The sequence below is a fragment of the Bradyrhizobium sp. 521_C7_N1_3 genome (genome assembly GCF_052075975.1).
GTDB classification, from domain to species: domain Bacteria; phylum Pseudomonadota; class Alphaproteobacteria; order Rhizobiales; family Xanthobacteraceae; genus Bradyrhizobium; species Bradyrhizobium japonicum.
On sequence record NZ_CP197232.1, the window covers coordinates 4,666,402 to 4,691,098 of the forward strand.

The 24,697-nt window shown below is 61.7% G+C and carries 26 protein-coding genes; 11 read left to right on the forward strand and 15 right to left on the reverse strand.

What is annotated here, in order from left to right:
* The gene (locus AB7008_RS21385; protein WP_441259485.1) at window positions 1-234 is read left to right on the forward strand and encodes a DUF2274 domain-containing protein; all 234 of its coding nucleotides are present in this window, start codon (window positions 1-3) and stop codon (window positions 232-234) included.
* Between the two features lie 22 nt (window positions 235-256).
* Here AB7008_RS21385 and AB7008_RS21390 read toward each other — a convergent pair whose 3' ends face one another.
* Together AB7008_RS21390 and AB7008_RS21395 are read right to left on the reverse strand one after the other, a co-directional pair.
* Window positions 257-751 carry a hypothetical protein gene (locus AB7008_RS21390; RefSeq protein WP_441259486.1) on the reverse strand — a complete coding sequence of 165 codons (495 nt, stop codon included), beginning with the start codon at window positions 749-751 and terminating at the stop codon, window positions 257-259.
* 190 nt (window positions 752-941) lie between these two features.
* On the reverse strand, window positions 942-1,367 hold the full coding sequence (locus AB7008_RS21395) for an SMODS domain-containing nucleotidyltransferase (RefSeq protein ID WP_441259487.1): 426 nt from the start codon (window positions 1,365-1,367) through the stop codon (window positions 942-944).
* 44 nt (window positions 1,368-1,411) lie between these two features.
* Between AB7008_RS21395 and AB7008_RS21400 the strand changes: the two genes are divergently transcribed.
* The gene (locus AB7008_RS21400; RefSeq protein ID WP_441259488.1) at window positions 1,412-1,747 is read left to right on the forward strand and encodes a hypothetical protein; all 336 of its coding nucleotides are present in this window, start codon (window positions 1,412-1,414) and stop codon (window positions 1,745-1,747) included.
* 193 nt (window positions 1,748-1,940) lie between these two features.
* On the opposite strand, the gene AB7008_RS21405 is transcribed toward AB7008_RS21400, so the two are convergent.
* Together AB7008_RS21405 and AB7008_RS21410 are read right to left on the reverse strand one after the other, a co-directional pair.
* The gene (locus AB7008_RS21405; RefSeq protein ID WP_441259489.1) at window positions 1,941-2,144 is read right to left on the reverse strand and encodes a hypothetical protein; all 204 of its coding nucleotides are present in this window, start codon (window positions 2,142-2,144) and stop codon (window positions 1,941-1,943) included.
* Between the two features lie 288 nt (window positions 2,145-2,432).
* Window positions 2,433-3,521, reverse strand: a complete 1,089-nt coding sequence (locus AB7008_RS21410) for a site-specific integrase (protein ID WP_441259490.1) — start codon at window positions 3,519-3,521, stop codon at window positions 2,433-2,435.
* A gap of 133 nt (window positions 3,522-3,654) precedes the next feature.
* Between AB7008_RS21410 and dusA the strand changes: the two genes are divergently transcribed.
* A complete protein-coding gene (gene dusA / locus AB7008_RS21415) occupies window positions 3,655-4,650 on the forward strand; it encodes a tRNA dihydrouridine(20/20a) synthase DusA (protein WP_441259491.1) in 996 nt (331 codons plus the stop codon).
* Between the two features lie 52 nt (window positions 4,651-4,702).
* Here the strand turns inward: dusA and AB7008_RS21420 are convergent, their stop codons facing one another.
* Window positions 4,703-5,371, reverse strand: a complete 669-nt coding sequence (locus AB7008_RS21420; protein WP_441259492.1) for an outer membrane protein — start codon at window positions 5,369-5,371, stop codon at window positions 4,703-4,705.
* A gap of 470 nt (window positions 5,372-5,841) precedes the next feature.
* On the opposite strand from AB7008_RS21420, the gene AB7008_RS21425 reads away from it, so the two are divergent.
* Together AB7008_RS21425 and AB7008_RS21430 are read left to right on the forward strand one after the other, a co-directional pair.
* A complete protein-coding gene (locus AB7008_RS21425) occupies window positions 5,842-7,305 on the forward strand; it encodes a hypothetical protein (RefSeq protein ID WP_304494634.1) in 1,464 nt (487 codons plus the stop codon).
* A gap of 44 nt (window positions 7,306-7,349) precedes the next feature.
* The gene (locus tag AB7008_RS21430) at window positions 7,350-7,712 is read left to right on the forward strand and encodes a hypothetical protein (protein WP_014496217.1); all 363 of its coding nucleotides are present in this window, start codon (window positions 7,350-7,352) and stop codon (window positions 7,710-7,712) included.
* Between the two features lie 113 nt (window positions 7,713-7,825).
* Here the strand turns inward: AB7008_RS21430 and AB7008_RS21435 are convergent, their stop codons facing one another.
* The 5 genes from AB7008_RS21435 to AB7008_RS21455 all read right to left on the reverse strand — a co-directional run bounded on the left by AB7008_RS21435 (window position 7,826) and on the right by AB7008_RS21455 (window position 12,560).
* Entirely contained in the window at window positions 7,826-8,365 is a 540-nt protein-coding gene (locus AB7008_RS21435) for a TIGR02281 family clan AA aspartic protease (RefSeq protein ID WP_014496216.1), read from the reverse strand.
* Between the two features lie 28 nt (window positions 8,366-8,393).
* Entirely contained in the window at window positions 8,394-8,597 is a 204-nt protein-coding gene (locus AB7008_RS21440) for a DUF1289 domain-containing protein (protein WP_304493779.1), read from the reverse strand.
* 44 nt (window positions 8,598-8,641) lie between these two features.
* Complete coding sequence (locus AB7008_RS21445) at window positions 8,642-10,237, reverse strand: sensor histidine kinase (protein ID WP_028159846.1); 1,596 nt, start codon at window positions 10,235-10,237, stop codon at window positions 8,642-8,644.
* Between the two features lie 150 nt (window positions 10,238-10,387).
* Window positions 10,388-11,665 carry a sodium:proton antiporter NhaD gene (nhaD, locus tag AB7008_RS21450; RefSeq protein WP_248882615.1) on the reverse strand — a complete coding sequence of 426 codons (1,278 nt, stop codon included), beginning with the start codon at window positions 11,663-11,665 and terminating at the stop codon, window positions 10,388-10,390.
* Window positions 11,666-11,687: 22 nt separating this feature from the next.
* Window positions 11,688-12,560: an NAD(P)-dependent oxidoreductase gene (locus AB7008_RS21455; RefSeq protein ID WP_028159845.1), complete on the reverse strand. Its 873-nt coding sequence runs from the start codon at window positions 12,558-12,560 to the stop codon at window positions 11,688-11,690.
* A 189-nt stretch (window positions 12,561-12,749) separates the two neighbouring features.
* On the opposite strand from AB7008_RS21455, the gene AB7008_RS21460 reads away from it, so the two are divergent.
* The 3 genes from AB7008_RS21460 to AB7008_RS21470 all read left to right on the forward strand — a co-directional run bounded on the left by AB7008_RS21460 (window position 12,750) and on the right by AB7008_RS21470 (window position 15,717).
* Window positions 12,750-13,187, forward strand: a complete 438-nt coding sequence (locus tag AB7008_RS21460; protein ID WP_028159844.1) for a VOC family protein — start codon at window positions 12,750-12,752, stop codon at window positions 13,185-13,187.
* A gap of 108 nt (window positions 13,188-13,295) precedes the next feature.
* Window positions 13,296-14,432, forward strand: a complete 1,137-nt coding sequence (locus tag AB7008_RS21465; RefSeq protein ID WP_441259493.1) for an Mrp/NBP35 family ATP-binding protein — start codon at window positions 13,296-13,298, stop codon at window positions 14,430-14,432.
* Between the two features lie 193 nt (window positions 14,433-14,625).
* Window positions 14,626-15,717, forward strand: a complete 1,092-nt coding sequence (locus tag AB7008_RS21470; protein ID WP_014496209.1) for a TRAP transporter substrate-binding protein — start codon at window positions 14,626-14,628, stop codon at window positions 15,715-15,717.
* Between the two features lie 237 nt (window positions 15,718-15,954).
* Here the strand turns inward: AB7008_RS21470 and AB7008_RS21475 are convergent, their stop codons facing one another.
* The gene (locus AB7008_RS21475; protein ID WP_152621261.1) at window positions 15,955-16,164 is read right to left on the reverse strand and encodes a hypothetical protein; all 210 of its coding nucleotides are present in this window, start codon (window positions 16,162-16,164) and stop codon (window positions 15,955-15,957) included.
* A 221-nt stretch (window positions 16,165-16,385) separates the two neighbouring features.
* Here AB7008_RS21475 and AB7008_RS21480 point away from each other — a divergent pair, with 221 nt between their 5' ends.
* Complete coding sequence (locus AB7008_RS21480; protein ID WP_304493781.1) at window positions 16,386-16,736, forward strand: YunG family protein; 351 nt, start codon at window positions 16,386-16,388, stop codon at window positions 16,734-16,736.
* A gap of 174 nt (window positions 16,737-16,910) precedes the next feature.
* Window positions 16,911-17,297: a hypothetical protein gene (locus AB7008_RS21485; protein ID WP_441259494.1), complete on the forward strand. Its 387-nt coding sequence runs from the start codon at window positions 16,911-16,913 to the stop codon at window positions 17,295-17,297.
* Window positions 17,298-17,360: 63 nt separating this feature from the next.
* Here the strand turns inward: AB7008_RS21485 and AB7008_RS21490 are convergent, their stop codons facing one another.
* The gene (locus tag AB7008_RS21490) at window positions 17,361-18,521 is read right to left on the reverse strand and encodes an acyl-CoA dehydrogenase family protein (RefSeq protein WP_441259495.1); all 1,161 of its coding nucleotides are present in this window, start codon (window positions 18,519-18,521) and stop codon (window positions 17,361-17,363) included.
* A 392-nt stretch (window positions 18,522-18,913) separates the two neighbouring features.
* On the opposite strand from AB7008_RS21490, the gene AB7008_RS21495 reads away from it, so the two are divergent.
* Entirely contained in the window at window positions 18,914-20,536 is a 1,623-nt protein-coding gene (locus AB7008_RS21495) for a GMC family oxidoreductase (RefSeq protein ID WP_304493782.1), read from the forward strand.
* Window positions 20,537-20,735: 199 nt separating this feature from the next.
* Here AB7008_RS21495 and AB7008_RS21500 read toward each other — a convergent pair whose 3' ends face one another.
* The 3 genes from AB7008_RS21500 to AB7008_RS21510 form a co-directional block, all read right to left on the reverse strand.
* Window positions 20,736-21,440 (reverse strand): flavin reductase family protein, encoded by a 705-nt coding sequence (locus AB7008_RS21500; RefSeq protein WP_304493783.1) that lies wholly within the window; start codon window positions 21,438-21,440, stop codon window positions 20,736-20,738.
* 231 nt (window positions 21,441-21,671) lie between these two features.
* Complete coding sequence (locus tag AB7008_RS21505; RefSeq protein ID WP_304493784.1) at window positions 21,672-23,276, reverse strand: MASE4 domain-containing protein; 1,605 nt, start codon at window positions 23,274-23,276, stop codon at window positions 21,672-21,674.
* A 299-nt stretch (window positions 23,277-23,575) separates the two neighbouring features.
* Window positions 23,576-24,550, reverse strand: coding sequence for an ABC transporter substrate-binding protein (locus tag AB7008_RS21510; protein WP_028159412.1), 975 nt, complete (start codon window positions 24,548-24,550; stop codon window positions 23,576-23,578).
* Between the last annotated feature and the right edge of the window lie 147 nt (window positions 24,551-24,697).

Consider the following 24,697-nt stretch of genomic DNA (forward strand, 5'->3'; position numbering starts at 1 on the left):
ATGAAGCTTGCGAAGCTGCCTGATCGGACACCGGTGAAGATGAATGTCGTGCTTACGCCCGGCCTGGCGCAACGGTTGCGCGAGTATGCTGTTTTCTATGCAGAGACCTACGGCAACAAGGAAGAAGTAGCTGAGCTAATACCGTTTATGCTCGAGGCATTTCTCGATGGCGATGTCGCCTTCAAGAAAGAAAGGAAGAAGGTCAATGGTACAAAGTCGTCATATAGTGATTGACCGGGCTGCTACTGATGGGGAGCTATATCCTCTGAGCGAGTGCAGTCCTTACTTGTTCGATGGACGCCTCCAGCGATCTCAAAAGCCCACTCAGTTCGCTTGTCGGTAGTTCCTCTAGACGAAGGCTCTCACTGTCGACCGTCTGTGAAACCAGACATTCGATTGAAACAATCGAACGAAGCCCCTCCAAAGCCAATCCTGATGACCCGAAGATTTGAGACACTATTTCGCCGGAAGGACGAATCGTCGTGACCAGCTCCAGGCCGCCTGCGATTTCCTGTTCGAGTACTTCAACGGGAAGTTCAACGCTTGCCAAGATGGAATCCACTCCGTCAGCCCGATAACCAATGCCGAGGAGCCGCCCGTCGGTTAGGGAAGCCCAGCTCTCCAGCATTCTCTTGCTGGCGGAGATGGCGACGGTGAAGAACCCGAAGGTGGAGATTATCTTCGGACCGGTGAGGCCGTCAGGATTGCTATGCTTGAACTTCCGTTTCGTATGCGGAGCAGTGAGGAGCATTTGGCTCTAACGCTCAAGGTCTGGGCCGATGCGGTCAGAGACTATCCACTGTGGGCTGTCCAGAAAGCAGCCAAGTGGTGGTCGCGCGGGGCTAGGGATGGTGACGAGCTTCGCCACTTCACCGCTGACGTGAAGCTCGCGGCGGGAGGGAACGCGCTGGAGCGCAAACGGCTGCTCGAAAGCTTTTCGACTAAGCCTGCGGCTGGGGTCCAATTGGGGCCGGTGCCGGAGCCGCGGGTTTTGCTTTGTCCACCGCATAGGTGGCTTCGCCCTTCGCAATTCGAATCTGCGCTTCTTTCCAGGCCCACGGAGGTATTTGCCTGATCGTCTGCCGAGCGAGATTGAGTAGCCCCGCCGGCCCTCCGTTCGCGTTGTTGAAGCGGTGAAAGTACGAAGGGTCGAGGCAGACGAACACGTCAATGTCAGCTTCGCTCAGCGGCGAGATCATCGTGGACCTGGCGTAGGAGCCGGTCAGGAAGTCATCAACAACCTTAAGGCTGTTGGCGACTGTCTGTCGGACGTTCTGATGGCGCGTGGAGACCACGGACGTTTGTAGGTCCGTTATTTCGAGGTTCGAGCGCAGACGCGCGAATGCATCGGCAATTGTGTAGGGCATCGCAAATCCGGGAGATTGCCAAAGGATACACCGCACAACCGGCGATGGAAGACAGTCACCGCAGTTATACCCGGCCTGACTCCTTTGTTTCACTTTTGTTCTATGGCACGTTAGAGGGTACGGCCATGGGACTTGACGGAATCCGTAACGAAATCAGCTATATGCGCCGGAAAATCAGCCGGCAGCAGAAGGAAATCCTGACCCTCCAGCTGGCCGGGATATCGACAGCTTCGGCCGAAGCGCTCCTATCCCGGATGCAGGCCAAGGTGGACGACCTCTGCCAGCAGCGAGATCGGCTCATTGGCGAGGAGAAGCTGAAGGGGCCGACATACCCCTCCGGCAAGCGCATCGACGGCACTTCGGCCCATCGACGGATGTAATGGATAACCTCCGGCGGTTTCCAGCGCCGGACGCGACTTGAAGCAACGACGAACGGAAAAACCGGACCCGAGCTGGGTCTGTGAACAGCATCCGAGCTGGATGCGCCCGTTCTCTCGTTACTTTAAGTCGCCTTGTCTCGGGGTACTCAAAGAAACAGAGACGGTCCCACAAACGACAAAGGGCCGTTCGATGTCACATCCGCCTGCTACGACTACCCCGCCGACCCAGCAGCTTCCCCATATTCCGCACCAGCCTAACGCGCAAGCGGCAGGCGGAATCGTTGGCCACTTCAACTCGGTCGTCGGCCAAGCTGACAACCTGGTCCAGCGATTTGGTGTCACCCTTGCCCTGCAGGAAGCTCATGTTCGCAACGCCCACGTTGAGCGCGATGCCCATCCTTGATGGGCTCCACTGCGAGGCGTCAAATCGATCGAGCGTCGACCAGGTCGAGTGCTCACTTCTGAACTCGAAGCTGAGATGGCTGTCGAGCCAGGGGGCAGTCCGAGTATCTTACTGCCAGTCGACAGCCAACTCGAACCTCATTCCGACAAGCGCAAATTCTGTAGCGATCTCAACAAGCAAAAAGGCTGTAAATTGTCGGAATGCCTGTTGAATGCGCGACAGAAATTCGGAGACTTCCAATCTGAGTATCTTTGGATGCCATCAGATCGATTAGAGAGATGCCTACGCCAACATCTTGATAAAATCTTCCATTGATGGCTGCTGGGCGTACTGCAGCTTGAGAAGATCTTCAACTTTAAGATTGGTATAGCGCTGGAGCTGCCGCCAGTCTTTGTGGCCAGTGACCAGTGCCACCTTTTCGATTGAAAGTCCCGCTTCGAACAGACGGCTCGTTCCTTCGTGACGTAGATCGTGGAAATGCAGATCTTCGATCTTGAGTTCATCGCACGCCCGCGTGAATGCCGCACTTACAGATCTATGGTTATGAGGAAAGACTCGCCCATAGCCTCGAGTCACAATTCGCTGCTGGAGCACGACCTCCCATGCATCGTAGCCCGTTAGGTTGAGCAAAGGCACTTTCTGGTCATTCCCATCCTTATTCCTGGGGTCCTTTCTGTCCTGAATGATCACCAGCCGCTTTTTCATATCAACCAGCGGCCACTCGGGTTTGCAGATCTCTTCCTGGCGCAACGTCGTTGCAACGGCAAATCTGACGATCCGCCCCATCGGGATGAACTGCCGAGGGTTCGTCTCAAAGTATTCAATTAGCTCGTCGAGCTCGTCTTGCGTGGGCCGTCGGTCACGCTCCTTGCTCTTTCCGATCAAATTGAGGTGGCTTAACGCGACGCGCGCAAGGCGGGCTTCCTCGGCTGAAACCTCGATGCCGTGCACGGCGGCGGCATGCGTTATGATTGTGCGGATGAAAGACAAATCGATCGCCAACGTTGCGGGGCCAGCACCCTGCTTGGCACGCTTTCTTCCGAACTCGATTAGCCGCTCTCGATTGAGGCCGGGTAGCTTCACACTGCCGAGCTCAGTCTTGAGCGCCGCCATCACGGCAGCTTTTGATCGGCGAGGGGGCTTTCCAACTTCGCGCATGTCTTCGTCGTGCAGGTCGATCAGGTCGCCAAAAGTGCGAATGTTCCGGACCACGCGTGGCTTGGACGATCCGTTGCGGTCGATATTGCGCTCCATCTCGAGCGCCCATTCTTCTCCGTCCTTGCGTCGCCGGAACGTCTCGGCCACATAACGGGTCTTGCGGCGGACTTGGACGCGCCAGTTTCCAGATGCCAATTGAGTGAAGGTCGCCACGCGTGTGCACTCCGGCTTTCGTGTGCACTATGTGTGCACCGAGAGGTCAAAACGGGTACAAACGTGTGCAATTTCGGCTAGTTTGGAGTGCACACGTTCTTCTTTCATCCCATTGAGAGTGTAGGGTAAATCGTTGGAATCACAAGACTATCGCTTTTCCGTGGCACCCATGATGGATTGGACCGATCGGCATTGCCGGGTGTTCCATCGCCATCTGACGCGGCGGGCGCTGCTCTATACGGAGATGCTGACGACCGGCGCCATCATTCATGGCGACCGGGAGCGGCTGCTTGGGTTCGACGCGGTCGAGCACAAGGTGGCGCTTCAGCTTGGCGGGTCGGATCCGCGCGAACTCGCACAGGCCGCGCGGATCGGCGAGGAGTTCGGCTATGACGAGATCAACCTCAATGTCGGCTGCCCGTCGGATCGTGTGAAGGATGGCCGCTTTGGCGCCTGCCTCATGGCGGAGCCGGAGCTTGTGGCGCGATGTGTCGACGCGATGAAGGTCGCGGTTTCCATTCCCGTCACCGTCAAATGCCGCATCGGCATCGACGATCAGGATCCGGAGATCGCGCTCGATACGCTTGCGCGCGGAGTGGTCGCCTCAGGATGCGATGCGCTGATCGTGCATGCCCGCAAGGCCTGGCTCAACGGGCTGTCGCCGAAGGAGAACCGCGACATCCCGCCGCTCGACTATGACCGCGTCTACCGCCTCAAGCGCGCGATGCCTGATGTGCCCATCATCATCAACGGCGGCATCCCCGGTGTCGACGAGGCGAAAGTGCATCTCGCGCACGTCGACGGCGTGATGCTCGGCCGCGCCGCCTATCAGGAGCCATGGCGGCTGCTCTCCGTCGATCAAGACATCTTCGGCGAAGCGGCGCCGCATGCGACGATGCAGGACGCGCTCGAAGCGATGATGCCCTATATCGAGCAGCAGCTTGCGCGGGGCACGCGGCTGCATGCGATCACGCGGCATTTCGTCGGGGCGTTCCACGCCGTGCCCGGCGCGCGCGCCTTCCGCCGCCATCTTGCCGAGCAGGGGGTGAAGCCGGGCGCCGGCGTCGACGTGCTGCGCGATGCGATCGCGCGTGTCGGTGCGCGCGCTCCGGCGGAAGCCGCGGCCTAGCCCAAACGGGTGAAGAGCCGGATCGCAAAATCCGGCTCCTCGTCGATCCGCCTCAGCGGAGCAGATCGAAATGATAGTTCACGCCGACGCGAAAGGTGTGAAATTTGGCGGCGTTCCAGTCCGGCAGATCGTCGTGCTTGAACTCGGTGTAGAGATATTCGGCCTTGGCCGACCATTTCGGCAGGAACGCCCATTCGACGCCGCCGCCCGCGGTCCAGCCCATCTTCATCTTGTTGATCGGCCCGTCCTTCAACTCGCCGGTGGCAAGACCCGCGGTCCCGAAGAACAGCAGCCGTGAATCCATCGTCGCGATGCCGGCGCGGGCGCGGCCGGTCATGTACCAGGGGATGCTCACCGCGGCGCTGTTGAGCGCGTCGCGATTCTTGATGTCGCCGCCTTCGAAGTCATTCTCGATGCCGACCACGAACATCGGCGAGAGCTGGTAGCTGTAGCCAATCTGCACGCCGCCGACGGCGCCCTTGACCTTGCCGCCGGAGATGCCGACGAGATTATTGAATGCGTCGTCGCCGCTCTCTGCGTAGCCGGCGTTGAAGCCCGCATAGAGACCTGTCCACGAATACACCGGCTGCGGCGCCGTGTAGGCCGAGGAGGGCGCGGCATAGCGCGGCGACAGGTCGGCAGCGCAGGCGCCGCTCGCGGCGAACACCGCGGCAAAGGGCAGGGCGCGCATCGTGCGGCGTAAGGCGGCTCTGGCAGTCATGGCTCTCAATCTCCCACTTGGCCGCACCTCACGGAGCAGCCTTGTCCAACCCCGATCCGGGAATGGGATTTTTATAAACCGACTAGATGGTTTGTAAATAGAGGAAATGCCACATCGATGGATTGTTCGCGGGGTCCGGGGTTAGGCGGTTGGCTGGCAGCCGCGCCGATGTTGCGTAGCGCGCTGTCGCAAAGGTGGCCTTACGAGGCGTCAGATCGGCCGCTGTCCGTCATGATGACGAGGCGACAATACCCGACGCCGCAATGATGGGTGGATCGCGAGGGTTGCGACAATAAAGTGTTAGACAAGATGCGTGCCACAATCTAAGATTGTTTATTGCTCTGTTATTTACTCGTTCGACGATCCTTCGGCTCTCGCAGCATTTCATGCGGTGACGTTCGCGGTTGTTTTCGCGTCGGAGACGTTGGACTCGGACCCGTCGTGCGGGTCGATTTGATGAGGGACCAGCGATGCCAATCTTCATGGCCGTAGTGATCCTGGTGAGCGTCTCGATATTTTTTGGTCCGCGCAATGCGTCGGCGCAGGATGTCACGCCGCAGGTGCTGCCAGACCGCATTGATGATGTCCCGGACGCGCCTGGCAATCCGTTTCCGCGGTTTGACAATTTCAGCTGGCGCGCCTTCGTCGCGTTGAACTGGCCGGCTCTGGATGGCGCCTCAAACCGCGGGCAGCCCGATCGGACCAAGAAGCTGGGCGACGCGGGCCCCCGCGTCTGGGAGACCTACAAGGCGCGCTACGAGGTCTTTGCGCCGGGCGCGCCGAAACCGGCATCATGGACCAGCTACGACGGCACGAACCCCTGCGGTGGCGCGGTCACCAACCAGACCAAGACGCTCAGCGCATTCAGTCATTTCGCGGATTTCAATCAGGCCGCCTTCACGCTGGCCCGCCTTGCCAATCCGCTGATTGACCAGAGCCGGATGTACACCCGCTACGAGGTTCGCTTTAACCGCGAGCAGTTCGATTCAATCGTCGACGACAACAACAAATGGTACATCAAGCAGAACCTGCCCACTTCAGCGAAACCCGGGGCGTTCCGGGATGGTTCAATTGAACTGAAAGCTGCTTGGCGGGTGCTCAAGCCAAACGATGGGATCGACCGCAGCCGCTATTACATCGCCAAAGCCATGGTGTTTGATCCGGTCGCGACGACGCGCGGCGGAAGCATCGTCTGCAACGAGCGGGACATCGCGCTCGTCGGCCTCCATATCGTGATCAAGACGAAGCTCCGGCCGCAATGGATCTGGAGCTCGTTCGAGCATATCGATAACGTTCCCCCCAAAAATGATGAGCCGGACGCCAAGGCGGCGCAGGTTCCTTACTCGTTCAACTCCGGATCTCCGCCTCCGGGGCTCGCGCCGACGCCGGCCCCCAAGATGATTTCCGACGACAATCCTCCAAGCGATAACCCGGATCCGATGCAGGTCGTTCGACTGCAACCGATCCAGCCCGATACGATGCAGATGAACCGGGCGTATTGGAATCTCCCCGAGATCAAGGGAACGGTCTGGGCCAACTACATGCTGATCATGACGCAATGGCCAAGCGCGCCGGGGACACCAAGTCCGACCAACGCAGGAGGACCGTTCCCGCTGGGAGTTGGTTCGACCCTGGCGAACACGACGATGGAAACCTACCAGCAGCGGAACGGCTCCAGCTGCATGGAATGCCATCAGGCCGTGTCAAATCAGCTCGGCCGGGACTTCGTCGCGTTCATGGCACTCGATGCACACGACCCAGCGCAGCAAATGCTGGCATCCGCGGCCTTCCGGCGGATTGCAGCGCCCTTATCGACAGGGGCCAGCGCCAAGACGGCATCACGAAAAACCAATCAGGCTGCGTCGCCGGCGAGGACCGCCCTCGACAATGACCCGATGGTGCAGGCGTTGGCCCGCGTGCTTCAACGTCAGTGATGTTTGGTTCCGAATTGAAGTGACGAAGCAGTTGGAGATCGGACATGGCAGGCAAAATCACGACCTATGCAGATTTCCAGAACTTCATGGACGCCTGTTGCACCAAGGTGGGCGCAGACCCGGACCTGTCCGGCCACGGCCGCTGGTGGCGCGAGATGACCCACACCACGTTCGTCACCGACGGCAAGGTCAAGGGGCAGCGTGTCGTCGTCGTTGGCGATCCCGACAACTCGATCATGATTCACGCCCTACGGGGCGACACGCCGGATTTCGATGCAAACGACCCGAATGCGCGGTTCGGCCGGATGCCGCTCAACGCGAATTCTTTCTTTGCCGATGCCGATATCGATGAGATCGCGGACTGGATCAAGCGGGGCTGCCTGGATGGAGCGGCTCCGTCAGTTTGACTGGCGCCAGAGCGGCCAAGGGCAATCTGACAAGCGCCGATCGCGTTGTGCGGCTCAGGCAGTCCCGGCCGATTGGGCCCTGAACGTGCGCATAGGGCGCGCAGCGAAGCGCATTATCGGAGCGCGCGGCGGTCCGGCAATTCCGGGTAGCCTGTGAGCATCAGCTTGTCGGCGCGCACGCCCCAGCTCTCCAGGCGGTCGAGAAAGCTCATGCCGAGCAGATTGGTCTTCATCTGCCCGCGCTGCACGACGAGGGCCGGCACCGATTTTTCGACAAGGTGGCCGACGGAGAGACGGTCGAGCGTAAGGCGGGCTGCCTTGGTGTGGCCGCCCGCGGTTTCGAGATCGACGTCGTATTCGAGCATCTCGAGCGGCAGTCCGATCGCTTTCGCAGTTTCCCAGGTCAGCACCACGGAGGTCGCGCCGGTATCGATCACCATCGGTGCGGCGACGCCGTTGATCTTCGCACGCAGTGCGAATTCGCCGCCCTGGCCGCGCTGGATCTGCACGGCGGGGGCCGGGGAGGCGATCTGCGCGCGAAACATGTGCGAGACCTTGTTGCTCGCGCGCGCGATCCGGTCGGGATCGCCATAGGCGACGACGGCACCGGCCGTGCCGGCGAGCATGACGAGAACGAGCAGGAAGCGGATCATTGCGCGCCTCCGAGGCGACGCAGGACGGTCAGGCGCGTTTCGGCGATCCCGCGATCGGCTGCAGACCCGCGTCCGCCATGCGTGCCGGCAACAGCGCCATCACCGCGAGCCGTTCCGCGCTTTCCATGGCGTGCCAGCGCGCGATCTCCGGCAAGGTCCGGCCGCAGCCGAAGCACAGCCTGGTCTCGGGATCGATCATGCAGACGGCGACGCACGGCGTTTCTTTGCTCATGCGGCCATAGTGGGGGATCGTCGGGCATGTCTGCAAGCATCTCGTTAAGAGCCCGTACCTGCGCTCATGATCGGCTTGTGGCGCGGCCGCCGCTTCTCGTCGGGCACCGCGGAACTGTCCGGCTGGAGCGGCGGAGAATCGTCCGACATCGGCGCCAGCGCACTCATCACGCGCTCCGGCGGGAAGGTGACGATCACCTCGGTACCGATGCGCAGCTTCGATTTCAGCGTGAATGTGCCGCCATGCAGGTCGATCAGGTTCTTGGCGATGGGCAGGCCGAGCCCTGCGCCCTGTTCGGCCGACTTGATCGAGTTGGAGCCCTGGCCGAACGAGGCGAGCACGATCGGGATCTCGTCCTCGGGGATGCCGGAGCCGGAATCCTTCACCGAGAGATATTGCCCGCCCGAAGCGGTCCAGCCGGCCTTGAGCCAGATCTCGCCGCCTTGCGGGGTGAACTTGATCGAGTTGGAGAGCAGGTTGAGCACGACCTGGCGGATCGCCCGCTCGTCGGCCCAGAGCCGCGGCATGGCCTGCTCGAACACCTCATGGATGGTGATGCCGCGGCTCGAGGCGCGCAGCTTCATCAAATGATGGCAGTCGGCGACGATGCCGACCAGCGACACCGCTTCCTCGTTGAGCTCGTAGCGGCCAGCCTCGATCCGCGACAGATCGAGGATCTCGTTGATGAGGTTGAGCAGGTGCACGCCGGAATTATGGATGTCGGCGGAATATTCTTTGTAGACCGGCACCGCGTGTGCGCCAAAAATCTCGCTCTTCATCACCTCGGAGAAGCCGAGGATCGCGTTCAGCGGCGTGCGCAGCTCGTGACTCATCTGCGCGAGGAAGCGCGATTTTGCGACGTTGGCGGATTCGGCGCGGTGGCGCGCTTCGTCCGAGATCGCCTTGGCCTGTTCGAGCTCGCCGATCAGCGCGTCCTTCTCGGCGCGTGCCTCGAGCGTGGCGAAGGTCGAGGAGTGCAGGCGATGCGCCAGCAGCACGAAATAGCCTTCGGCCGCGAGCGCGAGCGCCGCCAGGATGTAATTGTCGAGCGCGCCGGTGATTGCAAAGCTCAGCGCCATCGCGACCGCGACCGGCGCCGTGGCGGCAAGGGCGGCGATCGGCAGATTGGCGGCCAGCATGCTCGACACTGCGATCACCAGCAGCATCAGGAACATCATCAGCGTTTCCGTGACCATGTCGAGCACGGGATGGATCAGGATCGCCATCCAGCACAGGCCATAGAGCAGGTCGAGCACGACGAAGTGCGTCCGCCAGGCACGCGTCGCCGCGGGCGAGGAGGCCTCAGCCAGGAAACGGTGGCAGCTGCGGATCATCGCGGCATGGATGCAGAGCATGCCGGCGGTCCAGGCCGCGGCCGGAATCGGCTGCATCCACAGCCCGAACAGCACGCCGGTGGCGACCACCAGCAGCATCACGACATAGGAGGCCGACAGCCGCGTCTGGGCATATTGGCGCAGCATCTCGGCGTCGAAAGCCGGCCGGGTTCCGCTGGTCGACGTTAACTTGTCGCGCGCCTCGCGTACCCGCTGCGACGCAGCCCGGCGGCTGCTCGCCGATGGCGCGCTCACCGGCTCGGCCGGAAGCTGCACGACCTCTGGCTTTTCAGCGGGTTTACTCATCGAACAACAACATTCCTGCCCACGCAAAGGCGGGCCTTCTGCATTGTCTATCTCTGGCAAGAAATCCTTAAGAGGTGACTTAAGGAGCTAAAGAATTACGTTAACCCGGCGTTAATTTTGAATGCGCGCGTTGAACGCGCGTAGTGCCGGTCAGTGCAGCGCCGCATGCTGGGCGACGTAGACCACGGCGCCCGCCAGATAGCCCGCGAGCGCGGGGATGGCGATGCGGCGGGCGTACCAGAGGAACTCGATCCGCTCGAGCCCCATGGCGGCGACGCCCGCGGCCGAGCCGATGATCAGGATCGAGCCGCCGGTGCCGGCGCAATAGGCGATGAATTCCCAGAGGAAGCTGTCGGGCGGGTAGTGGCCGAGGTCGTACATGCCCATGGTCGCCGCCACCAGCGGCACGTTGTCGATGACGGCGCTGAGCAGGCCGAGCACGACGACGATGACGTCCTGGCGGCCAATCGTCGCCTCCAGCCAGCGCGCCAGCATCGACAGGAGACCCGCATGTTCGAGGCAGGCGACCGCCAGCAGAATGCCGAGGAAGAACACGATCGAGCCCATGTCGATCCGCGTCAGCGCATGCGCGAGCGTCAGCGGACGGCGAACATGCTCGTCCTTGTCGCGGTGAACGACCTCGCCGACCAGCCAGACGATGCCGAGCCCCAGCAGCACGCCCATGAAGGGCGGCAGATGCGTGACCGCCTTGAAGGCGGGCACGGCGATCAATACGCCGAGCCCGAGATAGAACATCAGATTGCGCTCGTACGACCCGACAAGCTGAACTCCGTCGTCCTTGGACGGCGGCGCGATGGACTTGCCTTTCACCAGAAGGCTGATGAAGGCGAGCGGCACGAGCAGATTGACCAGCGAGGGCAGGAACACCGAGCCCATGATCTTCAGCGGCGTGATCTGCCCGCCGATCCACAGCATGGTCGTGGTGACGTCGCCGATCACGGTCCAGGCGCCGCCGGCATTGGCGGCGATGACGATCAGGGAGGCGAACAGCAGGCGGTCGTCGCGCCGGGCGATCAGCCGCTGGATCAGCGAGACCATCACGATGGTGGTGGTCAGATTATCCAGGATCGCGCTGAGGAAGAAGGTCACGAAGCCGATCAGCCACATCAGGCGGACCTGGCTCGTCGTGCTGATGCGGGAGGTGATGACTTCGAAACCGTCGTGAGCGTCGATCACCTCGACGATGGTCATCGCGCCGATCAGGAAGAACACGATCTGGGCGGTGGAAGCGACGGATTCGTCGATCTGCCGGCCGACCATGGCGTGGTCGCCGATCGTGGCCGCGTAGATCGCCCAGAGCAGCCCGGCGCCGATCAGCGCCGTGGCACTCTTGTTGATCCGGAGCGGGTGTTCGAGCGCGATCGCCGCATAGGCGAGAACGAAGATGACGGCGATCGCGATCAGCAAGGCGGGATCAGTTCGACAGGTGTCAGCGGTTAAGGCGCGCGAGCAGGCTCGACGTATCCCAGCGTTTGCCGCCCATCTTCTCGACCTCGGCGTAGAACTGGTCGACCAGCGCGGTGACCGGCAGGTTGGCACCGTTGCGGCGGGCTTCGGCCAGCGAGATCGAGAGATCCTTGCGCATCCATTCGACCGCGAAGCCGAAATCGTACTTGTCCTCGTTCATGGTCTTGTAGCGGTTCTCCATCTGCCAGGACTGCGCGGCGCCCTTGGAGATGGTCTCGATCACGGCGGCGACGTCGAGGCCACTCTTCTTGGCGAAGTGGATACCCTCGGAGAGGCCCTGGACCAGGCCCGCGATGCAGATCTGGTTGACCATCTTGGTCAACTGGCCGGAGCCGGCGGGCCCGAGCAGCTTGCACATCCGCGCATAGGCGCCCGTGATGACCGGCTCGGCGCCGGAATAGGCGTCCTGCGCGCCGCCGCACATCACCGTCAGCACGCCGTTCTCGGCGCCGGCCTGGCCGCCCGAGACGGGCGCATCGATGAACTTGAACCCGGCCTTGGTGGCGGCCGCGTCGAGCTCGCGTGCGACCTCGGCGGAGGCGGTGGTGTGGTCGACGAAGGTCGCGCCCTTCTTCATGCCGGCGAATGCGCCGTCGGGGCCGATCGTGACCGCGCGCAGATCATTGTCGTTGCCGACGCAGCACATCACGAAATCCTGGCCCTCGGCCGCGGCCTTCGGGGTCGCCGCGGTTTTGCCGCCGAACTTGTCCGCCCATTCCTTCGCCTTGGCCGCGGTGCGGTTGTAGACGGTGACCTCATGGCCCCCTTTTTTCACGAGGTGTCCGGCCATGGGGAAGCCCATCACGCCGAGACCGAGGAAAGCGACTTTAGCCATGTGTGGTACCTTGTCCGTAGTTTGGGTTTTACGGTTTTTGCCGGGCGAGGGGGCGCCTGGTTCCGCTATGAGGGCGGATTAGGGGCGCACCATAAACCCTTGAGGCCAGAGGGCAACGGCTTCGTTTGGCAGCCGCCTGTGCTAGGATGGCGGGACTTAAGGTCCTACATAAAAAAAGGGAGCGAAAGCATGGGCGGCGTGAGCGTTGGTGTCCTCGATCATTTTAACATCCGGACCCGGAATCTGGCCGAGACGGTCCGCTTCTATGAGGACGTGCTGGGCCTGGAAAAGGGCGCCCGGCCCGATTTCGCCTTCCCGGGGGCCTGGATGTACAGCGAGGGCAAGGCGGTGGTGCACCTCGTCGATATTTCCCCGACCTCGGAGCCACAAAAGCCGGATTCCGGCGTTGTCCATCACGTCGCCTTCGTCAGCCGCGGTTTCGACGGCATGAAGCAGCGGTTGACGTCCAAGGGCATGAAATTCGACTCCCGCCAGGTGCCCGGCGGCGACCTCTGGCAGATCTTCGTCCACGACCCCAACGGGGTCATGATCGAGCTCAATTACGAGGCCGCTGCGGAGCAGGGGGCTGCCCCGGCGGAGATGGCTGACGATATCGGCAGGCAGTAGCCTTTTGGCCGTTTCCGCTCTAATGGGGCATCCTCAAGCCTTGAGCATGATCTGATCGGAAAGCCGCTCCACACTTTTCCGGATCATGCTCTGTTCAGGAGATGCGCTTTGAGCGTGACGCAGCAACAGGTTCTCGACAGCCTCGCCAGGATCAAGTCGCCCCGCGGGGTCGCGCTCACCAATGCCAATGTGCTGAGCGCGATCAGCGCGGCCGACGGCAAGGTGTTCTTCTCGATCAACGTCGATGCCGCCGAGGCGCGGGCCTGGGAATCCGTCCGGGCCGAGGCCGAGGCCGCGGTGCGCGCCATTCCCGGCGTCACCACCGTGATGCTGGCGCTGACCGCCGAGCGCAAGCCGGGTGCCGCACCACCTCCGCCGCCAACGCCGAGCCGCGGCACGCCGGGCGTGCAGCCGGTCCATGCCCACAAGCCGCCGCAGGGCGGCCAATCGCCGATGGCGCGGCAGTCCGAGATTCCGGGCGTCGCCGCCGTGATCGCGGTCGCCTCGGGCAAGGGCGGCGTCGGCAAGTCGACCACCGCGCTCAACCTGTCACTGGGCCTGCGCGACCTCGGCCTCAAGGTCGGGCTGCTCGATGCCGACATCTACGGCCCCTCGGTGCCGCGGTTGACGGGCCTGCACGAGAAGCCGGAGCTGGACGGCGAGCGCAAGATGATTCCGCTCAGGCGTTTTGGCCTCGCCATCATGTCGATCGGCTTCCTGGTGGAGGAAGAGACCGCGATGATCTGGCGAGGTCCGATGGTGATGTCGGCGGTGACGCAGATGCTGCGCGACGTCGCATGGGGGAGCCTCGACGTGCTCGTGGTCGACATGCCGCCGGGCACCGGCGATGCCCAGCTGACGCTGGCGCAGAATGTACCGCTCAAGGGCGCCGTGATCGTCTCGACCCCGCAGGACCTGTCCCTGATCGATGCACGGCGGGGGCTTGCGATGTTCAGGAAGGTCAACGTCCCCGTGCTCGGCATCGTCGAGAACATGAGCTACTTCCAGTGCCCGCATTGCGGCACGAAATCGGATATTTTCGGCCATGGCGGCGCGCGCCACGAGGCCGAGAAGCTCGGGGTACCGTTCCTGGGCGAGATCCCCCTGCACATGGCGATTCGCGCTACCTCGGATGCCGGCAATCCGGTGGTCGACAGCGAGCCGGACGGTCCTCATGCGGCGATCTATCGCGCCATTGCGGGGCAGGTCCGGGACCAGCTCAAAGGCGTTATCGCCGCGGCCTGAGCCGGCTTTTGGGGGCATGCGACTTTCGTAGAGCCCCGTCATGCCATTGTCGCGTTCCGAAAGCGGGGCTTCCGTGTTAAAGGCCACGGCAGTCAAGCCCCTTCGGTTCGACGCGACTTAGAACGCGTCGCCGGAACGAGCGGCGACAACGAGGAAGTTTAGGGGAAACACCCCAACAAGGAGAGACCTGAAGATGAAGCGTCGTGATTTCCTGAAAGTGTCGGCAGCAGGCGCGGCGGCGACCGCCGCGGTAGCCTCGCCGGCGATCGCGCAGTCCATGCCCGAGATTAAGTGGCGCCTGACGTCGAGCTTCCCGAAGTCGCTCGATACCATCTATGGCGGCGGCGAGCAGCTGGCGAAATACGTCGCCGAGATGACCGACAACAAATTCCAGATCCAGGTGTTCGCCGCAGGCGAAATCGTCCCCGGCCTCCAGGCGCTCGACGCGACCTCGAACGGCACGGTCGAGATGTGCCACACCGTCTCCTACTACTATGTCGGCAAGGACCCGACCTGGGCGATCTACGCCTCGGTGCCGTTCGGCCTCAACGCGCGCCAGCAGAACTCCTGGTGGTACCAGGGCGGCGGCGAGCAACTCGGCAACGAGTTCTTCAAGAAGTCGAACGTGATCGGTCAGCCCTGCGGCAACACCGGCACCCAGATGGGCGGCTGGTTCCGCAAGGAGATCAAGACCGTTGCGGACCTCTCCGGCCTCAAGATGCGCATCGGCGGCATCGCCGGGCAGGTGCTCCAGAAGGTCGGCGTCGTGCCGCAGCAGCTCGCCGGCGGCGACATCTATCCGGCACTGGAGAAGGGCACCATCGACGCCGCCGAGTGGGTCGGCCCCTACGATGACGAGAAGCTCGGCTTCGCCAAGGTCGCCAAGTACTATTACTATCCCGGCTTCTGGGAAGGCGGTCCGACCGTCCACGCCTTCACCAATTTGGACAAGTGGAATTCGCTGCCGAAGAACTACCAGGCGATCCTCACCAACGCGATGGCGAACGCCAACAGCTGGATGGCCGCGCGCTACGACATGCAGAACCCGGCGGCGCTGAAGCGTCTGGTCGCCGGCGGCACCCAGCTTCGTCCCTTCACCAACGAAGTGCTCGAGGCCTGCCTCAAGTCGACCAACGAGCTGTGGGGCGAGATCTCGGCCAAGAACCCCGACTTCAAGAAGTCGATCGACGCCATGCAGGCCTACCGCTCCGACGAGTATCTGTGGTGGCAGGTCGCCGAATACACCTATGACAGCTTCATGATCCGCTCGCGCACCCGCGGCTGATCTTTCGAAACGTCGCAAGACGACAGAGCCCGGCCTCTTGAGGAGGCCGGGCTTTTTCTTTGGCGGATGCGGCGTTCAAAACAAAAATATCGAAAACAACCCCATGCACAGTAGAAACGGGTGAGGGGCCGATACCGCTCGAAATGCCGCCAACAGTTTGACGCGTCGAGGAAAATCGGTCGGACGCGGCGATCGTCACGCGGACCGGCCGGGCGCGGCGATTTGCGCGCGAACGGCTCAAGCGGTGGCTGTTCCGGTCCGCTCCCGCAGAGCGTCCCGCATCGCGAATACTGCGTCCGCGAATTGACCAAACTCCTCGGTGGTGAGCGATACAAATTGCGAGTTTCCGGCACTGAGCTCGGCGAGAACCACGAAGTACTCGCCGGCGTCGTTTTGCTTCAGGCGCAACGACATTTTCGTGTAGCCGTAATTGGCGAGCGTGTTCATCTCCCTGATCGAAAACCCACCCATGACGTTCTTGAGTGTCCTGAACGTCGCGGAAAATATATTCACGGGAGCAGCTCCAGATCGTTGCGTGGACGCCGGCAGTATAGCGTGTAGAATTATCTTCGCTCAACCGGAATTGCGATATTGACGCGTCGGGCAAAACAGTGGCATTATCGGATAATCAGAAATTGAGGTGCGGGGCCAATTTGGCAAGCATGGCGATGAGCTTCGATCCCGATAACGTTCAACGCGCACTGCGCAAGGCCTGGTCGCTGTCGACGGCGAGCAAGTGGACTGCCGACAACCCGGCGGCAGGCCAATGCAATGTCACTTCGCTGCTGATCCACGAGCTCTTCGGCGGCGATCTGTTGAAGACACCGCTGCCGGCCGCCGACCATTTCTACAATCGGATCGGCGGCACGAGGTATGATTTCACGGCGAGCCAGTTCGATCAGCCGATCGCTTACATGGACATACTGACGGACCGGGCCGATGCGGAGCAGGGCGCGACGGGCGATCAACTGGCAGAGCTCAGGGCCGCGTTTCAGCGGCATCGGCCGCAGTCAGGCTAGGGGCAACGGCGTCGCGTCGCTTGATTTCGGCATTGCGTCATCGCAAATGCGGAGCCAGGGCGCACTGAAGCTGGAGCCGACCAGGTGTGGAGATTTGCACTCTTCCTTGCGATGACGTGCTCGGCGCACGCCGAAGACCTGGTCGGAAAGCGTGTGCCGCCCTTTCCGGATGGCATGAAGCAGGGCGGAGGCACGTGCATCTCGGCCGGCACCCGTGACCCGTGCCCACGAGTCGTCGGCACCCTCATGGATGCTACCGGCAAGGAGGTCGCAGTCTATGCATCCATCCTGGACGGGCGTGACGAGAAGGGCAAACCGTTCAGCATTGTCACGGACATGATTCCGTATCCGAAGTTGCGCAAGGCACATCATCTGGATTGGGGGAGTTGCCGATACGACAACGTCGAAGACGAGGCGGTGATTGCCGTTGTCAGAGAATCCAGGCGCACCCGGTTGCCGGCCGTCGATTGGGCTTATCGGGTGGACCGCACCTCAGGCAAGCTGGTCAAAGTGGATCCCGCGCGCGTCGATTGCTACAACACGGCGCTGGAGGCCGACTAGCCGGGCAACGTTGCCGGTTGGGGAGAGCGAAGCTAAACCTATCCTGCGTGCTCCGCCCGCCGGTCAGTGTTGCCCCGCCTTCCAGTCGCGCTTGATCTTCTTGGCCAGCGACCATTTGTGAACTTCGGTCGGGCCGTCATAGATCCGGAATGCGCGGATCTCGCGAAACGCCTGCTCGACGATCGTCTCCGTCGAGACGCCGGTGCCGCCCATCACCTGGACGCAGCGGTCGGCGACGCGCATCAGTGCTTCCGACACGGCGACCTTCGCCATCGAGCTCTCGGTGGTGCCGAGCGAGCCGGAGTCGAGCGCGCCCGCGCACCAGTCGATCATCAGCTCCGATTGCTGGAGATCGATCAGGTTCTCCGCCAGCATGAAGCCGACGCCTTCGTGATCGACCAGCGGCTTTCCGAACGCCTGGCGGCGGCAGGCATAGTCGGTGGCGATTTCGTTGGCGCGGATGGCGAGGCCGAGCCAGCGCATGCAGTGCGACAGGCGGGCGGGGCTGAGGCGGATTTGAGCGTATTTGAAACCTTCGCCGGAGGCGCCGAGCATCTGGTCGGCGGGTACGCGCAGGTCCACGATGTCGATCTCGGCATGGCCGCCGGGCATCGAGCTGTCGATCGTATCCAGCACGCGCAGCGTGCGGATGGCGGGGTTCGGCAGATCGACCAGGAACATGCAGGCGCCGTCGTTCGACTTCGCCATGACGATGCCGACCTTGGCGCCTTCGGCCCCGGTGATGAACTTCTTGCGCCCATTGATGACCCAGTGATTGCCGTCCAGGCGGCACGTCGTCTGCATCATCGAGGGGTCGGACCCGGCGCCGCCCGTGTCCGCAGGCTCGGTCATGAAGAAGGCCGAGCGTGCCTTGCCCGACACCAGCGGCTCGAGGAAGCGCGTCTTCTGTTCGTGGCTGCCGACCTTGCCGAGCAGATACATGTTGCCTTCGTCCGGCGCCATGGTGTTGCAGGCCAGCGGCCCGAGCGGCGACAGGCCGGTCTTGATCAGGGCCTTTGCGGTGTCGCGTTGGGTGAGATGAGATCCGTCAGGCAGAATATGCGGCGTCAGGACGCCGGCCGCGCGCGCCTTGGCGCGCAGCTCCTGCACGAGGTCGTCGCTCGGGCCGTGCGGGCCTGTCCGCGGGTCTTTCTCGTAGGGAATGACCTCGGTGCGGATGAACGCTTCGATCTTCGCGGCAAGGCTTTCAATTTGATGAAACATAATCACTCCGGTCGATTCCCGCCTCGCGGAACGCGGGCTTTTCATCACCGGCGCTCGCGGGAGATTGCGGCGATCAATCACGGTGACTTTCGCTGATTGTATAGACGGGCAGGCCGGATCTGAGCAACACCTGCGCTGACGCTGCGGGAACCCCGTTTGATGATGACAGGCGCGATCTGTCGACTCGGCGGCCGCTCCCGACCCGAAGGCAGACATGCGCCGAGCGGCTCTCGCTATCAAGGCAATGTCAACCAGCCGCGTTACGGCTGTAACGAACGCTTCGACGCCCATGCGCTGGACGTCTTCTCACGCAGCCATCACACGAAAGTCGTTGGTTGACCGCCCCTAACCTTGCGATGGTTCGCTGAACGTATCCAGAGCGAGACGAGACTATGCAGAGACACGACAATGATCCGGCGTCGGCGCAGGAATTCGATGCCAAGGTAGCGACCAATCAGAAGAATCTGACCGCGAACCTCAAACGGTCCTACGACTTCATCGTCTGCGGATCGGGGTCCTCGGGGTCAGTCGTCGCGAGACGTCTCGCCGAAGACCCTGCAATATCGGTGCTTCTCCTGGAAGCGGGCGGCTCCGATGCGATCCCGCAAATTCAGGAGGCCTCCCGATGGCTTGAACTGCGCCATTGCGAGCAGGATTGGGATTTCCACACGCGGCCCAATCCGCATCTCAACGGGCGATCCATGCCCTGGGCGATGGGCAAGGTGCTCGGCGGCAGTTCGAGTATCAATGCAATGGCTTGGGCGCGAGGCCACAAGAGCGACTGGGACCATTTCGCGCAAGAGACCGGCGACGAAGGCTGGTCCTATCGGAGCGTGCTCGAGATCTATCGTAAGATCGAGAACTGGCGAGGCGCTCCCAATCCCGAATGGCGCGGCTCGGGCGGGCCTTTGACGATCAATCCTCCTGAAGATCGAAGCCGGCTTCTATCGCCGCTGATTGAAAGTGCCAAGTCCATCGGCATCCCTTCCTTCGCCGATCAAAACGGGCGGATGATGGAAACCGAAGGCGGCGTCGCGGCTCCCGAGCATCTGATCATTGACGGCAAACGCCTTTCGGTGTTTCGCGGCTATGCTTATCCCTATATGGACCGGCCGAACCTCACCGTCTTGACCGAGGCGCTGGTGACACGCGTGATCGTCGAGGGGACCAGAGCAGTCGGCGTGGAGGTGGCCTACGGCGGCGCCACTCGCGCATTCGAAGCCGCGCACGAAGTGATATTGTCGCTCGGAGCGATTCATACCCCGAAGATTCTGATGCAATCGGGCATCGGAGACACCGAGGAACTGCGAAAATGCGGCATCGAGGTGCGACAGCATCTCCCCGGCGTCGGACGCAATTTGCAGGATCACCTTCTGCTGAACGCTTGCGTCTGGGAAGGAGCGGGCAGAGCTGATCGAAATATGAATATATCCGAGGGGATTCTATTCTGGAAAAGTGACGAACCGCTTGCCGCTCCCGATCTTCAATGCCTGATCACCGACCGTGTGATGCGAGGGCCCGCGACGGAGCATCTCGATCGTGATGTCCCATGCTGGTCATTCCTGCCTGGGCTTGTGAGACCCGCAAGTGTCGGCCGGATACATCTCACGGGTCCAGGCCCCGGTGACGGCGTGGATATCGATGCCAACAGTCTCAGCGATATGATCGACGTCAAGGCGGGGATGCGCGGCATCGAGCTCTGCCGTGAGATCGGCAACTCCGGACCATTCCGCGCCTTTGCGAAGCGAGAACTCGTGCCCGGCCCGCGCGGGCCGGATCAACTCGAACATTTCGTGCGCGACGCGGCCGTCTCGTTTCATCACTACGCCTGCACGGCGAAGATGGGACGCGATGAGATGTCGGTGGTGGACGGATCGCTGAAGGTTTATGGAATCGACGGCTTGCGCATCGCCGACGGTTCGGTCATGCCCAGAGTGACGACCGGAAATACCATGGCGCCATGTGTCGTCATTGGTGAGCGCGCAGCAGACATGATCAGGAAAAGCCATCATTGATGAATGACGGAACGCCTTCGCGCGTGACCAGACGTCCGTCATCGGAAGCAATTCCAGTTTCGCAAGACGGCATGCTCGTAGGCTCGAAAGTGCTCTAGGCCTTCGCTCGGTACTGCTCCGGCGACGAGCCGTCGGAGCAGTGCCGGGCCGGGGGATGTGCATCATCGATTGCGGCTTCGCCGATCGAAGCCGTGCAAGCTCAGCAAGCGGCGAGAGCCGGCCGAAGCGCTTCTTCGCGAGCGCGATCGACGTCGGGCATGCGGTAAGCCCTCTCCTCGATCTCCGCGAGGCGGGAAGGGACGATCTCGGTGCCGGAGACCCCGTAGAGCTTCTGGAAGTTCATGATCAGCGGTTGCCATTTGGCTGGATCGATCCGGTTCTTGTGCCCGTCCATCAGCAGACTGGGATGCACGTGGACACGGGTGATGCGCACCTCGAATGCCGAGATCAGGCCTGCCACTTGCGGATCGCCGTTCATGATGCCGTGGCGCTCCGCGACAACGGCTTCAAGCTGGATCGGGCATTCGAGCACGCGCGGCGCGGCCACGGTCTGCGACGCTATCAGCGTGAGGCCGGCCACTTCGAACTTGCGAGGTTCGTAGGAATATCCCAACCGTTGCTTCAGATCAGGAATGGACCCGGTGCCTGTCAATCGCGCCAGCCTGTTGACGGCATCAACTTGCTCTGGTGATGCCAGATTTAGGACGCACTGGCCTGTGCGGATCATGTTCTGCGGCGTCTTCGATGCGGTTTGAAGACCGAGCATGCACCGCCATCCGAGCCACCACGCGGACGACATCGGCGCGAGGTTGGCAGTGCCATCCTCGTTCTGCGTGCTGATCAGGACGACTGGCGTACCGAAATAAAGGATTGCGGGTTCGATCGCGACGTGAGTATCGGGCATGAATGGCTCCTTGAATAAGTCGCCATGTTTTAGTCGCGGCAATCATGGAGCGGCCACCCGATTTCCGCAACAGCATCGCGATTCCTCAACGGCGAAGATGCTGATGCGAAGCTGCTGTTTTGGTAGGATGGGTAGAGCGTAGCGAACCCCATCATTTCATCCGGATCATCACGCGCGTAATCGGCCGCCTGCGCACGGTCGCGATGGGCCAAAGTCGCACTCAGGCGGCTACTAGGATGGGCTGTCCGAGTCTACCGGAACCGTGAAGTGAAAAATGGCGCCGCGGCCTTTATCGGCGGTCACCCATACTTGTCCTTCATGCGCCTCGATGATCGACCGGCAGATTGACAGCCCCATGCCCATGCCGTCCGTTTTGGTCGTGAACATCGGGTTGAATATCCGATCCACGGCGCCGCCGGGCTCTAGACCTTCCCCCGTGTCTTCTACCGATACCATCACGTATCTGGAGTGATGGACTTCAGACCTTATGGATAGGACCCGCTCCCCATTCTTCGTGGCCATGGAGTCAATTGCGTTCGTAATCAAATTCACCAGCACTTGCTGGAGCTGAACCTGTTCGCCTCTTATCCGCGGCAGCTGTTTGTTAACGTCGGCTTGAACGGCGACCCGATGTCTCCGCAATTGGTCACGGACGACGGCCAGAGCTTCGTTGATGACATCGTCGATATCGAGCGAAGTCCGGGTCCGTGCACCCGTCTTGAAATGGACTCGGATATTTTCGATCACGGCGTCCGCATGGTGTCCGGTGGTCACGACGCGCCGAAATGCATTCCTGGCACTATCGAGGTCGGGCTCGACACGATCAAGCCAGTGCAATCCCGCGTTGGCACTGGCTATGATCGCCGTTAATGGCTGTTTGATCTCGTGGGCAATTGAAGCCGAGACGGCGTCGCCGGTCATCAGCCGCGCCTCACGTTCGCGACGTTGCGCCAGGACCGCGCCGAGCAGCTGCGCGTGAAGCGTCGTTATCTCATACAGCAGGACAAAGAGTACAAGAATGCTGGACACGAACCCGAAGACCCGGCCAGCATACCAGCCGGCGCTGAACCGGGCAAAACCGGGAAACGAGACCAGATAGATCTCAATTGCATACGCGCAAACAACCACCATCAGCCACAGATCGAGCACCGAACGCTGGCGCATCCAGAGCAAGGTGAGCGCAACTGCGTTCCACAGGATTAGACAACTGGCAATATAAAGCGCGAGGGTAGAAAAATGGACCGGGTCGAGCATGATGCGGGGCAAGTATGCTTCACCCACTGTGACAAGAACTGTCACGGCGCACACAACGGCTGACGTCATCGCAACACTCGAAAGAATCGTCGCGCCCACTGAGCCCTCCCACAATCGCTTGGGCGGATCGGCAACCTTAAAAAGGGTATATGCGATGACGAACGTAGGAAAACCGGCGTACCTCAGAGCATTAAGCCAATCCGTGCTCTGTAGCCCCGCGCCAAGCAGGCCACCTGGCGCGAACGCCCCTGGAAAGACCAACATCCAGGGGACAAGCATGAGCCCCGTGAAGAGATACCCGGTTGAGATTGCGAGGAGGGCACTCGAACGCAGGGTGGCGAACTGGTTGAACAGCAGGACCGCGGTGATCATGTCATTCACGAACATCGCCGTGCCGTAGGCCGGGACGAAGCTATCGATCCGCGCCAGCTGGACGTTCGAGAGCGCCCCTGCCAAGATTAAGACGGCGCCCAGGAAGGCGAGCATGACCGCAAGGGCAAGCCGTTTCTGCGCCCGGCTGGGCGGTAAGGTCGCAAGGGCGAAAGACTGATCCTCCGGGATAATGACGGCGGGCTTCATCATCGGAGCGAATCTTCCCAGCGGCTGGAACGCGCGGCACGAAGCTGCCCTGAGTTTCGTCTGGACGGAGCGTATGTTTTCGAGACGATGTTTTCAACTTGCCGAAGACGCGCTTGCAGGGTTTCAGTGGCCTGCTGCTAGTCCGGACCGGGCGGCACTTAAAGGTCCGCTTCGGGTCATTCGCGTCATTTTTGGCCTGTTTGCCGGACGTCTGCTTCTCCCCTTACAGCAGCGGAATAGCACACATCCACCAACCGCTGCTTGGGGCCAGGAACGGACTCATGCACCGCGCAGCAATTTATCTATTCGATCACCTCGTCGGCGCGGACGAGCAGCGTCATTGGAATGTCGAGACCGAGCGCCTTAGCGGTCTTGAGGTTGATATTCAGGGTCACTTCCGTCGTCTGCTGGACGGGAAGCTCCGCCGGACGCGCCCCTTTGAGAATGCGATCAACATAGCCCGCGGCGCGTTGCCATAGTTTGAAAAGATTGGCCGAGTACGACATCAGTCCTCCTCTCTGAGCCGAATCGCGGAATGGATAGATCGTTGGTAAGCGCCGCTCTGCGGTGAGCGCGATCAGCCGGGGAACGAGGGGTATCAGCGATGGATCGTCGGTGACGACGACGCCATCGAGGCCGCTCTCTCCCAGCGCGGCGAAGCTGTTCTCGATTTCCGCGAGCCGCACCGAGAGGGCTGTCAACTCGAGACTGAGCCTGGGTGCCGCGTTTTGCATAAGTTCGACTTGGTTGGCAGTCGTCGGATTGTCGGGATTCCACAACACGGCGACACGACGCATTTTCGGTGCCGCCTCCTTCAGCAGCTCCAGCCACTTGACGCCGTAATCGCCGGAGAGCTGCGACAGCCCAGTGATGTTGCCGCCTGGCCGGGCAAGGCTTGCCACAAGACCGGCTCTGACGGGATCTCCGCTCATGCAGACGATCGGCACGGTGGATGTTGCACGTTGCGCAGCCTGCGAAGTGGGTGTGCCTGGAGTCACGAGAACATCGACGTTGAGCGTGAGCAGTTCAGCGATCAGCGCAGGAACGCGCTCCGGCTTTCCGTCGGCGTAGCGTTCTTCGAGCAGCAGATTGCGCCCCACTACATATCCAAGTTCTGCTAGTCCTTGACGGAATCCGGTCTGGTAGTACACGTCCGTCCCGCGAACGCCGCTCCAGACGTAGCCGACCCGCGGCACCGCTGGTTGCTGCGCGTGGGCTGCGAGAGGCAAGGCCACTACCGCAGCGCCGAGAAGAGTGACAAAATAGCGGCGTTTCATTAAGTCACCTCGCGGCACGCTACCGCTAGAATATGCGCCCGCAACTCGGAATTTTGAATGGGTTGAGCCGGTGAAATAGCCGTCAGCCCGAGATGGGTCCAAGTATCCGGGGGCATATTTCGTTGATCGTGAGCCTCCTCGGTAGAG

Coding starts and splice junctions, on each gene's coding strand:
- AB7008_RS21385 (WP_441259485.1), top strand. CDS start 1: ATGAAGCTTGCGAAGCTGCCTGATCGGACACCGGTGAAGATGAATGTC.
- AB7008_RS21390 (WP_441259486.1), bottom strand. CDS start 751: ATGCTCCTCACTGCTCCGCATACGAAACGGAAGTTCAAGCATAGCAAT.
- AB7008_RS21395 (WP_441259487.1), bottom strand. CDS start 1,367: ATGCCCTACACAATTGCCGATGCATTCGCGCGTCTGCGCTCGAACCTC.
- AB7008_RS21400 (WP_441259488.1), top strand. CDS start 1,412: ATGGAAGACAGTCACCGCAGTTATACCCGGCCTGACTCCTTTGTTTCA.
- AB7008_RS21405 (WP_441259489.1), bottom strand. CDS start 2,144: ATGGGCATCGCGCTCAACGTGGGCGTTGCGAACATGAGCTTCCTGCAG.
- AB7008_RS21420 (WP_441259492.1), bottom strand. CDS start 5,371: ATGACTGCCAGAGCCGCCTTACGCCGCACGATGCGCGCCCTGCCCTTT.
- AB7008_RS21425 (WP_304494634.1), top strand. CDS start 5,842: ATGCCAATCTTCATGGCCGTAGTGATCCTGGTGAGCGTCTCGATATTT.
- AB7008_RS21430 (WP_014496217.1), top strand. CDS start 7,350: ATGGCAGGCAAAATCACGACCTATGCAGATTTCCAGAACTTCATGGAC.
- AB7008_RS21435 (WP_014496216.1), bottom strand. CDS start 8,365: ATGATCCGCTTCCTGCTCGTTCTCGTCATGCTCGCCGGCACGGCCGGT.
- AB7008_RS21440 (WP_304493779.1), bottom strand. CDS start 8,597: ATGAGCAAAGAAACGCCGTGCGTCGCCGTCTGCATGATCGATCCCGAG.
- AB7008_RS21445 (WP_028159846.1), bottom strand. CDS start 10,237: ATGAGTAAACCCGCTGAAAAGCCAGAGGTCGTGCAGCTTCCGGCCGAG.
- AB7008_RS21455 (WP_028159845.1), bottom strand. CDS start 12,560: ATGGCTAAAGTCGCTTTCCTCGGTCTCGGCGTGATGGGCTTCCCCATG.
- AB7008_RS21460 (WP_028159844.1), top strand. CDS start 12,750: ATGGGCGGCGTGAGCGTTGGTGTCCTCGATCATTTTAACATCCGGACC.
- AB7008_RS21470 (WP_014496209.1), top strand. CDS start 14,626: ATGAAGCGTCGTGATTTCCTGAAAGTGTCGGCAGCAGGCGCGGCGGCG.
- AB7008_RS21475 (WP_152621261.1), bottom strand. CDS start 16,164: ATGAACACGCTCGCCAATTACGGCTACACGAAAATGTCGTTGCGCCTG.
- AB7008_RS21480 (WP_304493781.1), top strand. CDS start 16,386: ATGAGCTTCGATCCCGATAACGTTCAACGCGCACTGCGCAAGGCCTGG.
- AB7008_RS21485 (WP_441259494.1), top strand. CDS start 16,911: ATGAAGCAGGGCGGAGGCACGTGCATCTCGGCCGGCACCCGTGACCCG.
- AB7008_RS21490 (WP_441259495.1), bottom strand. CDS start 18,521: ATGTTTCATCAAATTGAAAGCCTTGCCGCGAAGATCGAAGCGTTCATC.
- AB7008_RS21495 (WP_304493782.1), top strand. CDS start 18,914: ATGCAGAGACACGACAATGATCCGGCGTCGGCGCAGGAATTCGATGCC.
- AB7008_RS21500 (WP_304493783.1), bottom strand. CDS start 21,440: ATGCCCGATACTCACGTCGCGATCGAACCCGCAATCCTTTATTTCGGT.
- AB7008_RS21505 (WP_304493784.1), bottom strand. CDS start 23,276: ATGATGAAGCCCGCCGTCATTATCCCGGAGGATCAGTCTTTCGCCCTT.
- AB7008_RS21510 (WP_028159412.1), bottom strand. CDS start 24,550: ATGAAACGCCGCTATTTTGTCACTCTTCTCGGCGCTGCGGTAGTGGCC.